This is a genomic window from Candidatus Omnitrophota bacterium (assembly GCA_028716245.1).
Classification (GTDB): Bacteria; Omnitrophota; Gorgyraeia; order Gygaellales; family Profunditerraquicolaceae; genus UBA6249.
On sequence record JAQUQW010000004.1, the window covers coordinates 21,237 to 35,376 of the forward strand.

General features: G+C 45.2%; 12 protein-coding genes. All 12 read right to left on the bottom strand.

Features of this window, described 5'->3' with window-relative positions:
- Positions 1 to 3: 3 nt before the first annotated feature.
- Complete coding sequence (gene malQ, locus PHG87_06745) at positions 4 to 1,809, bottom strand: 4-alpha-glucanotransferase (GenBank protein MDD5477875.1); 1,806 nt, start codon at positions 1,807 to 1,809, stop codon at positions 4 to 6.
- An 8-nt stretch (positions 1,810 to 1,817) separates the two neighbouring features.
- Complete coding sequence (locus PHG87_06750; protein ID MDD5477876.1) at positions 1,818 to 2,630, bottom strand: prepilin peptidase; 813 nt, start codon at positions 2,628 to 2,630, stop codon at positions 1,818 to 1,820.
- The gene (gene aroE / locus PHG87_06755; protein ID MDD5477877.1) at positions 2,627 to 3,478 is read right to left on the bottom strand and encodes a shikimate dehydrogenase; all 852 of its coding nucleotides are present in this window, start codon (positions 3,476 to 3,478) and stop codon (positions 2,627 to 2,629) included. Before aroE ends, PHG87_06750 begins: the two co-directional genes overlap by 4 nt.
- The gene (locus tag PHG87_06760; protein ID MDD5477878.1) at positions 3,475 to 4,983 is read right to left on the bottom strand and encodes a 2-isopropylmalate synthase; all 1,509 of its coding nucleotides are present in this window, start codon (positions 4,981 to 4,983) and stop codon (positions 3,475 to 3,477) included. Before PHG87_06760 ends, aroE begins: the two co-directional genes overlap by 4 nt.
- A 3-nt stretch (positions 4,984 to 4,986) precedes the next feature.
- Positions 4,987 to 5,571: a hypothetical protein gene (locus tag PHG87_06765; GenBank protein ID MDD5477879.1), complete on the bottom strand. Its 585-nt coding sequence runs from the start codon at positions 5,569 to 5,571 to the stop codon at positions 4,987 to 4,989.
- A 28-nt stretch (positions 5,572 to 5,599) separates the two neighbouring features.
- The gene (ilvC, locus tag PHG87_06770; GenBank protein ID MDD5477880.1) at positions 5,600 to 6,592 is read right to left on the bottom strand and encodes a ketol-acid reductoisomerase; all 993 of its coding nucleotides are present in this window, start codon (positions 6,590 to 6,592) and stop codon (positions 5,600 to 5,602) included.
- A gap of 66 nt (positions 6,593 to 6,658) precedes the next feature.
- On the bottom strand, positions 6,659 to 7,129 hold the full coding sequence (gene ilvN, locus PHG87_06775) for an acetolactate synthase small subunit (GenBank protein MDD5477881.1): 471 nt from the start codon (positions 7,127 to 7,129) through the stop codon (positions 6,659 to 6,661).
- Positions 7,129 to 8,796: a biosynthetic-type acetolactate synthase large subunit gene (gene ilvB, locus PHG87_06780; GenBank protein ID MDD5477882.1), complete on the bottom strand. Its 1,668-nt coding sequence runs from the start codon at positions 8,794 to 8,796 to the stop codon at positions 7,129 to 7,131. The genes ilvN and ilvB overlap by 1 nt, the downstream gene beginning before the upstream one ends.
- A 1-nt stretch (position 8,797) precedes the next feature.
- Entirely contained in the window at positions 8,798 to 10,450 is a 1,653-nt protein-coding gene (gene ilvD, locus PHG87_06785; protein MDD5477883.1) for a dihydroxy-acid dehydratase, read from the bottom strand.
- Positions 10,451 to 10,464: 14 nt separating this feature from the next.
- A complete protein-coding gene (locus tag PHG87_06790) occupies positions 10,465 to 11,790 on the bottom strand; it encodes a class II fructose-bisphosphate aldolase (GenBank protein MDD5477884.1) in 1,326 nt (441 codons plus the stop codon).
- A gap of 102 nt (positions 11,791 to 11,892) precedes the next feature.
- Positions 11,893 to 12,852 carry a 6-phosphofructokinase gene (gene pfkA / locus PHG87_06795; GenBank protein ID MDD5477885.1) on the bottom strand — a complete coding sequence of 320 codons (960 nt, stop codon included), beginning with the start codon at positions 12,850 to 12,852 and terminating at the stop codon, positions 11,893 to 11,895.
- The gene (locus PHG87_06800; GenBank protein MDD5477886.1) at positions 12,852 to 14,108 is read right to left on the bottom strand and encodes an adenosylhomocysteinase; all 1,257 of its coding nucleotides are present in this window, start codon (positions 14,106 to 14,108) and stop codon (positions 12,852 to 12,854) included. Before PHG87_06800 ends, pfkA begins: the two co-directional genes overlap by 1 nt.
- Between the last annotated feature and the right edge of the window lie 32 nt (positions 14,109 to 14,140).

The following is a 14,140-nucleotide window of genomic DNA, read 5'->3' on the forward strand; positions in this document are numbered from 1 at the left end:
TTTTTAGATTCTTCCGGAATCAGCAACCATCTTATGGATTTGCTGATTTAAAGGATGGCGGAGTAATTCCTCGAGGCTAAGCGGAAGCCTAAGCGACCAGTTCATTGGGCTGATCGTCCCCGGGACATTTATCCGGTACGCATAGGGATCGCCTTTAAAAATACCGGCTAAACTCAAATAATCGACTATTGAATTAATGCAAAATATTGCCTGGGAGCTTAAAATAAACTGGATTACCTTGACTAATAATTCTTCACTGGCAGCTTCGGCCATTGCGCCGGGGCAGCCCAGAATCTTCCAAAGTTTCTCTTTTTCTCTATAAGTATTTTCGTAAAGATCGATAAAATCACCTACCCCATCCCTATGCTTACCCAGTTCCCAAAGCAGCTTATCTACGGTATCGATCTCTTTTCTCCAGCGCAGGCGCCCATGCATTGAAAGGCCCGGATCAAAAAGTTTTAAACTGACTTTGGCAAAATCAATTTTCCGGTCATTGCACTTACGCCTAAACAAAGCTTCATCTACCGTACCTGCCTCATACTGCCACCAGGCCTTCCAGTTAGTCGTATCATGCGTAGAAAGCATGCTTACGGATAGCTGGCGGTACTCCTGCGGCAGGAGAAAATCATGCCGTTTATGCCAATCCTTGACCCAACGCTGGACATCATTTCCGGGTATTCCAAATTCCAGCAACGTATCCGTGCAACATTTAGGGATCACCCCTAAGTCTTCGGCGCAAAGCAGCATTTTTGTGTCTTGCACCAGAACGCTTAATATTTTTTGCCCATGCTGGCACCAAAGGCCCTCATCAAGAGGATCAAACTTTCCGTTTAGCCCGTGGTTTTCTTCCGGCTCATTATAAGGAATACTCCAGATACGGAAAAGCCCGACGACATGGTCAATGCGCAGGATATTATAGAACTCTTGGGCGTATTTTAATTTTTCTTTGATATAACGGTAATCGTCTTTAGAGATATTTTCCCAATTATAAATAGGCATCCCCCAGCGCTGCCCCTTGGCACAGTACATATCCGGCGGAGCTCCGGCGGCAAAATCAAGCTTGAAAAATTGCGGGTGGCTCCAGACATCGGCGCTGTCCCGGGAAACCAAAACCGGCAGGTCGCCTTTTATAAGAATATTATTTTTGGCGGCATATTCAGCTGCCTGCTTAAATTGTTTAAAAAGTACCCACTGCAGCCACATTTGAAAAGTCACCTCTTCGATGTTCTCCTGCTGGAAATCCTGTAATGCCTGCCGGAAGCGCTGCTTAAATCTTTCTCCCCATTCATACCAGGGCTTGCCCTGATGATGGTCTTTGAGCACTTTAAAAAGCGCAAAATCCATCAACCAATAAAAATTTTTGCGCTGGAATTCTTCAAAATCAAACGCCTGGCTTAAATCCTCTGCCAAATAGATATCCCAGAGCAGCCGCAACTTTTCTTCTTTTACCGTGTAATCAACCTGATCGGGGATGCCGGAAACCGGAGTAAATTTTTTATCTTTTAATTGGCCAAAACCTTTTAGGGAAATATAGGCGGGTTCCAGCGCGAAAGAACTTAAAGCATCATAAGGACAAAACACCGAACCGACTTCGTTCATCGGCAGCAGCTGGAGAATTGAGTTAGAGGTTAACTTTGCCCAATCGATAATCAGCTTTAAATCATCCAGATCCCCGATGCCAAAACTATCCTTTGAATACAGGCTAAATAACGGGATTAAAACTCCAGCGCGCTTTTTAAAACCGGCATTTTTCCAATTATCTTTGGATATGCTTTTGGAAAGGAAATCTTGAAGGTTTAATTCAGGCATAGCTTAAATTATCTTAAGGGCAGGATTAACTGAATTATCCTGTGTCCCCAAAATAAAGACAACAAAGCCGCTGTCGAAAGAAACGGGCCGTATGGTATAGTGTGGTCTTTTTTGGTAACCAGGGTTACGATACCAAAAACTATTCCTAAAAACGGGGCCAGGAAAAATGTAAGTAAAGCCATTTTCCAGCCCATAAACGCGCCGATCATCGCCAAGAGTTTTACATCCCCGCCGCCCATCGATTCGGTTTCTCCGCTGATTGCCGGGCGCTTCAGCAGCTTAAAATAAACCAGGTCAAAAATAGCGCCGGTCAAATAGATGATCCCGCCGCCGATGATAATACCCAATAAAGACCGCAGCATAGGAATAAAAGAAAATTTGAGCGGGCCGAAGGTAAAACCGGTTATGGAAACCATAATAAAACCGATAATCATGCCCCCTACCGATACTTCATCGGGAATAATCCGGTGGGGAATGTCCACGAAAGTGGCGATAATTAAACCCCAGAGCATAACCATAAACAAAAAGAAATTATAACTTAAGCCAAAATGATTAAACAGCGCTACCATCAAAAAAGCGGTTAACAGTTCAACCAAAGGATAACGCCAGGAGATCTTCTCTTTACAAAAACGGCACCTTCCCCCAAGCAGTATGAAACTTACCAGAGGAATATTATCATAACCGGGTATCCTCTTGCGGCATTTCGGGCAATGCGAACGCGGCCAGACCACGGATTCGCTTTTAGGCATACGATGGATGCAAACGTTTAAAAAACTTCCGACAATAGAACCAAAAATAAAAACAATTATTTTGGCAATCATGATTTCTTTACTCCTTTCAAAAGCGCCTCTTGCATCGTCTTAATCGGGGCTTTTCTACCGCTGAAATGCTCGAAAGCAAAAACCCCCTGGTATAAAAGCATGCCTAAGCCATTAGAAAAATTTAAATTGCGCTCTTTAGCCAAAGAAATGAGCTTAGTTTCGGGGGGATTATAGATAAGATCATAGACAAATAAACCTTTATGCAAATCTTGAGGATCAACCAGGCAGGGATCCGCCGGGCGCATCCCCACCGGAGAAGCATTAATTAACAGATCCTTATCCGCTATTTCCAAGTCTTCGATGCGCATGGCAACGTTGAATTTAGTTTTAGGAAAAACGGAGTTTAATTTTTTAAAAAGGCTCAAGCTCTTAAACTTGTCAATATCATAAATACAAAGTTCCTTGATTTTCATCTTGGCTAAGGCAAAACAAACCGCTTTAGAGGCTCCGCCTGCGCCGATTATCGCAACCTTGCCGGACCTAACCTTCAATTCCTTAAGATGCGCGCTGAATCCCAGGTAATCCGTGTTAAAGCCTTTTAATTTAGCGCCCCTATCCACCACCACGGTATTAGCCGCGCCAATCTCCTTTACAGCCAAAGACCGGCTGTTTAAAAAATCGAGGATGTCTTCTTTATAGGGATAAGTAACATTAAAACCCCGGATATTATTTTTCTTTAAATTGCTTAAGAAATTTCCTAATTCTTCGGGCTTTAACTCAAATAACTTATATTTGGCATTTATTTTCAATTTAGAAAACGCGGCATTGTGCATACAAGGAGAGAGGCTGTGTTTGACGGGAAAACCTACTAAACCGTAAAGTCTCGGTTTTAAGGGTTTTAAGGTCATTTATTTTCGAGTTTGTTTGCGGCATCAATGTACGCCTTGACCGCCGCTTCGATAATATCCGTGCTTGAGCCGCGTCCGCTGACAATAGAATCTTTTACCTTTAGCCTGAGGCTAACCTGGCCCAAAGCATCCTTTCCGGAGGTAACCGCCTCCAGGCGAAAATCTTCCAGTTTTGCTTTATAACCGGTGATCTTATCGATGGCTTTAAAACAGGCATCCACCGGGCCGTCACCGGAAGAAACTCCGGATATATCTTTACCGCCTTTAATCAATATAACCTGGGCCCGAGGCTTAATCTTGGTGCCGGAATTAATTTCAAAACTATCCAGCTTCCAGACAGGCTTGGCAACGCGGATTTCATCCTCGACAATCGCCCTGAGATCTTCATCAAAAATATCTTTTTTCTTATCGGATAAATCTTTAAAGCGGACAAAAGCTTTATCCACCTGGTCCTTGTTTAAATGAAAACCTAATTTTATCAATCTTTCATTAAAAGCGTGCCGGCCGGAATGCTTGCCCAAAACCATCCCCTCGACGACAAAGCCCACGTCTTCACCGCGGATAATTTCATAAGTAGAACGCTCCTTAAGCACGCCATCCTGATGGATGCCGGACTCATGCCTGAAGGCATTGCCTCCGACAATAGCTTTATTCGGAGCGACCGCAAAACCGGTAAGCTTGCTTACCAGGCGGCTGGCCTTATAAATATTCTTTTTATTTATACCGGTTTTTAAACCGCAATATACGTCTTTGCGCGTATCAATGCTCATCACGATTTCTTCAAGAGAAGCGTTCCCGGCGCGTTCTCCGATGCCGTTAATCGTGCATTCCACCTGCCGGGCGCCGTTTTTGACCGCCGACAAAGAATTAGCAACTGCTAAACCTAAATCATTGTGGCAATGCACGGAGATAACCGCCTTATCGATATTAGGGACATTGTTCTTGATTGCCTGGATCAGCCTGCCGCATTCTTCAGGCTCGCTGTAACCTACCGTATCCGGGATATTCACGGTAGTTGCCCCGGCTTTGATTACCGCTTCCACCACCTGAAAAAGAAAATCTTTTTCCGTGCGCGAGGCATCCTCCGGAGAAAATTCGATATCCGGACAAAATTTTTTGGCATAGCTTACCGACTCCACAGCCAGGCGGATAATTTCATCTTCGGCTTTTTTTAGCTTATATTGCATATGGATTTTCGATGTCGCCAAAAACACGTGGATCCGCGGCCTGCGGGCAGGTTTAGTTGCTTCTACCGCCGCATCGATATCTTTTTTGATTGCCCGGGCCAGGCCACAGATAATCGGAAGCTTAATGCTTTTGGCTACCGCCTCTACCGCGGCAAAATCACCCTTGGAAGAAATGGGAAATCCCGCCTCAATAACATCGACTCCCAGATTTTCCAGAGCCCAGGCCACCTCCAGCTTTTCTTTATGATTCAAAGAAGCCCCCGGCGCCTGCTCCCCGTCCCTTAAAGTTGTATCGAATATAATTATTTCCTCTGACATAACCTATTTTAGCACAAGTGAACTAACTGTTGCCTGGAACTCCTTTAAATTATCATCGAAATTGGCTGTTGTGCCGCTGCAATAAAGAAAATATGCGGTATTATTCTTTATAAAAATATAAACTGAGTTCTTCAAATTACTTTCAAGGCGGCCTTTATAATCTCCCACGCTTATATCTTTACCGCCTTCGAATATAAAATTTACCCCCTCTTGGCCATCGTGTGTAAATATCGCTGGCTCTTTTATGATTTTCAAATCTTTAAAAATTGTTTTTAAGCTTAAAACTTGAGCGTTTGCGACTTCCAGCGGTGTTTTAAATTTTGTAAGTGCCAACGGCCCGGCCACCAGAGAAATAAAACATTCATTTGGCGAGTTAAGCGGGTTTGGGCTAAATACCACCAAAGGCCCGGATCGATTGGTTTCTTTAGACGTAGCAAACCAGCCTTGCGGACCGGTTATCCTTATTCCCAATTCTTTATTTTCGTAAGTAAACGGCCTTTTAGACTGATCTTGGGCTATTGCCGAAGACAAGAAAAGTAAAAAGAAAAAACCGCTTATTATAAAAATCTTTTTTTTCTTGTTGAACATATTTATTATATATCATTAGGCTTATAAACTACTTCTTCATCCAGGGCATCATTTCCCTTAATTGCTTCCCGACTTTTTCAATGAGATGGTCATCGCCGGCTTTGATTAAGCTGTCAAAACTCTTGCGGCCGGTTTCATTTTCCTTAATCCATTCTCTGGCGAATTTTCCGGATTTAATTTCCTTAAGAATTTTTTGCATTTCCTTGCGCGTTTTTTGCGTGATGATCCTGGGCCCGCGGGTTAAATCACCGTAACAGGCGGTATTGGAAACTCCCCGGCGCATCCCGGAAATACCGCGTTCCTGGATAAGGTCGGTGATCAACTTTAACTCGTGTAAAACCTCAAAATAAGCAATCTCCGGCTGATAGCCGGCGTCAATTAAAGTATCAAAACCGGCTTTAATCAGTTCACTGACTCCGCCGCAGAGCACTGCCTGCTCACCAAAAAGATCAGTCTCGGTCTCCTCATCAAAAGTCGTTTCAATTACGCCTGCGGTTGTGGCCTTAAGTGCTTTGGCGTAAGCCAACGCTAAATTTTTTGCCTGGCCGCTGGCATCCTGATAAATCGCGATTAATGAAGGCACGCCTTTGCCCTCTTCATACATTTTCCTCACTAAAGCCCCGGGGCCTTTGGGCGCCACCATAAATACGTCGACATTCTTCGGAGGCTTAATTTGCTTAAAACGGATATTAAAACCGTGAGAAAAACAAAGCGCCTTGCTTTTTTTTAAATTCGGCTTGATTGATTCCTGATAAACTTTGGCCTGCACATGGTCCTGGGTAAGGATCTGGATGATGTCGGCAGCTTTTGCCGCTTCGGCGGCGCTAACCGGAGTAAATCCATCTTTCTTTGCCTGTTCAAAATTAGGAGTGCCTTGCATTTCAGAAACTACCACCCTGACCCCTGAATCGCGTAAACATAAGGATTGGCCGCGGCCCTGTATGCCATAACCGATAATGGCGACGGTTTTATCCTTTAGTAAATTTAAATCCGCGTCTTTGTCATAATAAATCTTAGCCATTGCTAAACCTCCCTTTTATTAGGGACAGCGACCATTTTTACAAAAATGGTCGCTGTCCCTAATTAATTACTCGATTGCCAATTTTCCTGTCCTGACTAACTCCTTGATCCCGAATTTATTCAACTCTTCCAAAAGCGCTTTTATCTGATGCTCATCCCCCACCGCCTCGACAATGGCGGTATCGGCTTTATGCTGAATGATCTTGCCCACGAACTTATCAAAGATCGCCTCAAGTTTAGGTTTATCCTTTGGCGCGTAATTTATCTTTGCCAAAACCAGTTCGCGGTCGATATGTTCCTTCTTGGTAAAATCCGTAACCGTAATCACGTCGATTAATTTATTCAACTGTTTATTGATTTGCTCTAAAACTTTCTCATCGCGAGCCTCAACTACAATAGTCATATAGGATATGGAAGGATCTAAAGTTTCACTAACCGCTAAAGACGCGATATTATAGCCTCGGGCGCTAAAAAGCCCGGCCACCCGCGCTAATACGCCGAATTTATTCTCAACTAATACTGATATGGTATGGCGCATTATGCTAATCCTTCAATCATTTCGTTTATCGCTTTTCCCGCCGGGACCATCGGATAAACATTCTCTTGCGGCTCGATACGGAAATCGATAAACACGGTATTATCCGTCTCTATTGCTTTCTGTAATGCCGCGCGGACTTCGGTTTTTTTGGTTACCCGGATCCCTACCGCTCCATAACTCTGCGCCAGCATTACATAATCCGGGCTGGAAATCGGGGTGAAAGAATAACGTTTCTTGTAAAATAATTCCTGCCATTGCCTGACCATGCCCAGAAACCCGTTATTAAATATTAATACTTTCACATTTATTTTGTTAGCCACGCAAGTACCCAGCTCCTGGATATTCATCTGAATCGAACCGTCTCCGGCAATATTAAAAACTTCTTTTTCCGGGCAGCCTAATTTCGCGCCCATTGCCGCGGGAAATCCAAACCCCATTGTCCCCAATCCGCCGCTTGAAATAAATGTACGGGGAGTTAGGTATTTATACCATTGGCATGCCCACATCTGGCTCTGGCCTACTTCGGTGCAAATTACCGCCTCCCCTTTAGTTAAATCCCAAAGCTGCTCAAGGATATACTGCGGCTTAATCATCGCGCTATCATCTTTATAAGTCAATGGGTGCTTCTTTTTCCAGGCTCCCACCGTTTTAAACCATTCCGCGGTATCCGGAAGCTTCTTAATTTCAGTAATGAGCTGCTTAAGAATATTCTTGGCGTCTCCGACGATCGGCACATCTACCCGGATATTTTTACTAATCGATGAAGGATCAATATCAATATGGATAATTTTTGCCCCGGGAGCAAACGCGTCTAACCTGCCGGTTACCCGGTCATCAAAACGCGCTCCTATGGCAATGATTAAATCCGATTCCATGACCGCGTGGTTAGCGTAGGCAGTGCCATGCATACCCAGCATGCCTAAGAATAATTTATGCGTTCCGCAGAAACCGCCTAATCCCATAAAAGTAGTGGTTACCGGTGCCTGGATTTTCTCCGCCAGTTTTTTTAATTCCAGGTCCGCTCCGGAAGTAATTATCCCGCCGCCGGCGTAAATAATCGGTTTCTTGCTGTCCGAAATTAATTTTGCCGCTTTCTTAATCTGTCCCGGATGGCCGAAATAAGTCGGCTGGTAACTGCGTATATTTATTTTTTCCGGCCAAATAAATTCCGTCTCCGCCCTCTGAATATCCACGGGAATATCAATAAGCACCGGGCCCGGCCGTCCGCTTGAGGCAATATAAAACGCCTCAGCGATGATCCGCGCTAAATCCCTAACATCTTTAACTAGAAAATTATGTTTGGTTATGGGACGGGTAATTCCGGTTACATCTGCTTCCTGAAAAGCGTCATTGCCGATTAAATGCGTGCCAACCTGGCCGGTTATGGCGACCATCGGAATTGAATCCATATAAGCAGTAGCAATTCCTGTGACAAGGTTCGTCGCGCCCGGGCCGCTGGTAGCCAGGCAAACTCCCACTTTACCGGTTGAGCGGGCATAGCCATCCGCGGCGTGCGCGGCTCCCTGTTCGTGCCGGGTTAAAATAAATTTAATATCGAAATCATAAAGCTGGTCAAATATAGGTAAAACCTGGCCCCCGGGATAACCAAAGATTACCTCAGCCCCCGCCCGCTTTAAAGATTCTAATAATATCCTTGCGCCAACCATCTTACTTTAATATCGCTCCTTTATCCGCTGAAGTCACTAACCTGGAATAACGGGACAAATATCCAGTCTTAATTTTTGGCTCAACCGGTTTCCAGCCCTTAAATCTTTTGCCTATCTCACCCTTACTTAATTTGACTTCAAGTTTGCGATTTGGAATATCAATGTTTAACATATCACCGTCTTTAATAATCGCAATCGGCCCGCCTGCCGAAGCCTCCGGCGAGATATGGCCAATACAGGGGCCTTTGGTCCCGCCTGAAAAACGGCCATCGGTAATTAAGGCCACCGAATCGCTCAAACCCAATCCTACAATCGCCGCCGTAGGAGCCAGCATCTCCCGCATTCCCGGGCCGCCGGCAGGCCCTTCATAACGGATAACAATGCAATCGCCTTTTTTGATTTTATTATTCATGATCGCCCGCATTGCTTCTTCTTCACGGTTAAATACGCGGGCCCGGCCGCTAAACTTCATCATCTTCGCACTCACCCCGGACTGCTTGACCACCGCGCCGTTTGGCGCGATATTACCGTATAGAACTGCAATGCCGCCTTGTTTATGATAGGCGCCGGAGAAAGGACGAATTACCTCCTCATCAAAAATAGTCGCGCTAGCGGCGATCGCAAATGTTTTCTGGCCGTTTACATTTAAAGTATTATTCAATTTGGATTTTAATCTTTTTAATACCGCCGGAATCCCGCCGGCATATTCCAGATCCTCCATAAAATGCTCGCCTGCCGGTTCAATGTTAGTGATATGCGGCACACTCTTGCTGATTTTATCAAATGTCTTTAAATCCAAATCAATACCGGCTTCATGGGCAATGCTCATTAAATGCAGGACAGTATTACTTGAACCGCCTAAGGCCATATCCACCACAATAGCATTTTCTAAAGATTCCCTGGTAATGATATCGCTTGGCTTAATATTTTTCTTCACCAACTCCACAATCCGCTCACCGCTGGCCTGGGCAATCCTACGTTTCTTGGCCGAGCCTGCCAAAGCTGTGCCACAACCGGGAATAGACATACCCATAGTCTCAGTTAAACAGGCCATAGTATTGGCAGTATATAGCCCCTGACATGAACCCTGGCCCGGGCAAGCTTCCATCTCTAAACATGAAAGTTCCGCCCCAGAGATATCGCCTTTCTTTGCCCTGGCCATTCCTTCAAAGGTATCGTGCACAAAAGCTAATTTTCTTTTATTGAACCTGCCGGAGAGCATCGGGCCGGCAGTAACGATAATTGCCGGAATATTCAGGCGCCTGGCCCCCATGAGCATACCCGGAGTAATTTTATCGCAGTTAGTCAAACAAATAATTCCGTCTAATTGGTGGGCGTTACAAACTGTTTCAATAGTATCGGCGACAATCTCGCGTAAAGCCAAAGGATAACACATACCCAAATGCCCCATCGCGATCCCATCGCAGATACCCGGCACCCCGAATAAAAACGGCACGCCTCCGCCATAACAGACCCCGCGCTCAATAAATCTTTCCAAATCGCGCATCCCGACATGGCCGGGGATAAGATCAGTAAATGATGAGGCTACGCCGATAAACGGACGGCCTAAATCTTTTCTAGACAGGCCGGTAGCGTGCAAAAGCGCCCGATGCGGCACTCTATCTAAACCTTTTTTAATCTGGTCTGAACGCATAAGTTCTCTCCCTATTAGTCAGCACCTTCTCCGTCATGAACTACTCCGGGGGCATCCTTTCGTTTACGCGTAATTACCCGCTTTAAGGTAATATATTTATCTACAAGCGCGCGGTTGTTTACCGCGCCAAGCTGCTTAAAAAGAAAATCAAACTTGGCTTCGATCTCCGCGGCGATTTTATCACGTAAATCCTGCGCTAAAGACATGATCTCTTTCTTAAACGGCCCTAACGCCTTTTTACGGGCTTTATAAAAAAATTGTTCTTCGGTTTCTCCTTCTTTTCGCTCATTGGCAGCATTAACCTTTAACCACTCATAAATCTTATTCTTTAAATCCGCGGGAAAGTATTTGCTGTCAAACATCATATTCTGGAATCCGGTTGCCAAATGCACTTCCAAGGTGTTGTTCTCCGGGAATTTATGGAACATTTCTTCCGGTAAAGTAGAAGCGCCGTGCTGCACTGCTCCGCCGATGCCGAATTCTTTTTGGGCAATACCGGAAAGAGTATTTAAGGTACCGAAATCAAGTTTGACCTCGGCGATCGAGCCATCGGCCTTAACTACTCCGCCGTGGCTGGTCCCGGTCTGAACCGAGATCTTGCTTATACCGACTAAGCCTTTGCGTAACCTTTCTTTATAGCCTTCCATAAAGGCGCGCAGGTCTTCGGCGGTTGAATTCTGATGCCCTACCTCGCCAATCTCCCCGCCCACCGAAACCGTTATGCCTTTAGGTTGGATGCGGCGGATAAACTGGGTTAATTTCGCGCAGGACTCATAATTATCCTTCTGCTGTTTCTTAATATCCTTTTTAGATAAATCCACCAGCGTCGAGGAATCGATATCGATGTTGTAGAAACCACCGTCAATGCTGTCGGCGATCATACTTTGCAGCGCCTCCAGCTCTTTATCCGGATTCTCCTGGAATTTCTTGGCATTAACCTGGCAATGATCAGCCTGGATAAATACCGGCCCGCTATAATTCTCCTTTATTGCCGCAGCCAGAACAACCGAAGTGTATTCAACCGGCGCTTGGGCCGTATAACCCATTTCAGATTTGGCAATCTCAAAAATAAATGCCCCGGAGTTATTCTTCTTGGCTGTTCTGAATATCGCCCGGGCTAAATCATAGGTCATACTGCGCAGGTTCATCGCCGGCACGGTAAAGGCGCTAAATTCACCCCTGCCGCGGGCGATATAAAGCTCATGAATACTGGAAGGATAAATTCCTTTTTTATAGGCGATACCTAGGATCTTCTCGGCTAATTTCTTTTTTAGGATTACATCGTCGGTCAAGATTAAATCCATTACAACCTTATCAATTTCAAGCGGCTTTCTTCCCATTTTGATTCATCTCCTTGCCCACAAGGGCACACCCGCATTATAATCCGCCACGAGGCGGATACTGGCGCAATTCAATTAAGCGCCAGGTAGCGCGGGGCGCTATCAAGTGAGCGCTTTAATTAAATTGTAAAAATTATTCACCTTTAATTCTTTTTTTCTTATGGCAATCTCAAAATTAACTTCGGTGATTTTTCCGCCGGTTAGCCCTAAAGCAATATCGGTTTTACCCGCAAGCAGACAATCAACCGCCGCCTTACCAAGACTTAAAGCCATATCCCGGCTAAAAGCCGTCGGACGGCCGCCTCTTTGCACATGGCCTAAAACTACTGTGCGGGTTTCTAATCCGGTCATATCGGTAATTTGTCTGGCAAGGTCATCGGCCTTACCCGCTCCTTCAGCCAGCACGATAATCCAGCTCATTTTTCCGATCAGATTACCATGCACGATATCATGGCAAATCATGTTAAGATCTAATTCCTTCTCCGGAATGATTACATCCTCGCATCCTCCGGCAAGGGCAACGGTCAAAGCAATAAAACCTGATTCCCTGCCCATTACCTCAACCACAAAGATCCGCTCCATACTGGTTGCGGTATCGCGAATCTTATCAATAGCATCCAGGGCGGTATTGATTGCCGTATCCGTGCCGATAGTATAGTCTATACCATTGACATCATTATCAATAGAAGCCGCTATTCCAATACAAGGAATATTGTATTTCTTATAAAACTCATGGGCAGCGGCAAAAGAACCATTGCCGCCGATAACAACCAAGCCATCAATATTATTTTTCTTAATTGTTGCATATGCCCGCTTCTGCCCCTCTTCAGTCCGAAACTCCGAACAGCGGGCAGTTTTTAAAACCGTCCCGCCCTGGCCGATAATGCCGGAGACAGAACGCTGATTTAAAATTTTTAACTCCTCGTTAATTAACCCCCACCATCCGCGAAAAACACCCATTACTTCCAGTTTTTGATTAATTCCATAACGGACCACGGAACGGATTGCCGGATTCATCCCCGGGGCATCGCCGCCGGTAGTCAAAACCGCGATTTTTTTCATCAAGTACCCATCTCCCAGCTGGCTAGATATTTTCTCTGCTCCGCGGTCAAGGTATCAATCGCAATCCCCATCGACTGAAGTTTGAGCTTGGCGATATTTTTATCGATATCTTCCGGAACAGTATAAACCTGTTTTTTTAATTTGCGGTAATTTTTAGCCATATATTCGGCAGAAAGAGCCTGGTTGGCAAAAGACATATCCATAACGCTGGCCGGATGGCCTTCGGCTGCGGCTAAATTAATCAAACGGCCTTCCCCTAAAACATAAATTTTGCGATTATTTTTTAAGGTATATTCGTCAACAAAATCCCGGGTTGCCCGCTTGGATTTGGAGATGCTGGCTAAACCCGGAATATCGATCTCAACATTAAAATGGCCGGAGTTAGCGACAATTGCCCCGTCCTTCATTAGGCCAAAGTGCTCTTTACGGATAACATTGATATCACCGGTGACCGTAATAAAAATATCCCCTATTTTGGCGGCTTTTTTAATCGGCATAACTTCAAAGCCGTCCATCGTGGCCTCCAGAGCCCGCAGAGGATCAACTTCAATAACAATTACTTTGGCTCCCATTCCTTTTGCGCGCATCGCCGTGCCTTTACCGCACCAACCGTAACCGCAGACTACAAAATTAGACCCGGCAATTAATTTATTGGTTGAACGGATGACCCCGTCAAGCGTAGACTGTCCTGTGCCGTAACGGTTATCAAAAAGATGTTTGGTTTGCGCGTCATTAACCGCAATTATCGGATAGCGTAACTTTCCTTCCTGCGCCAAAGCGCGCAGGCGGATGACTCCGGTAGTTGTCTCTTCGGTTCCTCCGATAATATTAGCATGCATCCCGGATGGACGCTGATGAATGGTACTCACCAGGTCGGCGCCGTCATCCATAGTAATATCCGGCTTTACCGCGAGGGCGGATTTCAAATGCAGGTAATAAGTTTTGGTATCTTCGCCCTTAATGGCGAAAACAGCCACCTTTAAATCTTTTACTAAAGAAGCAGCTACATCATCCTGGGTCGAAAGAGGATTGGATGCGCAAAGATACGCCTCTGCCCCGCCTGATTTTAAGACATCCGCCAATACCGCGGTCTCAGTGGTAACATGCAGGCAACAGGCAACCTTTAGCCCCTTTAAAGGCTTCTCTTTTAAAAACTTTTGTTTGATTAAACCAAGCACAGGCATATTTTTAGAGGCCCACTCAATCCTTAGAGCGCCTTTCTTAGCTAACTTTATATCTTTAATATCGTATTTCATTACTTATCCTCTCTTGCCCGCACGGGCACACC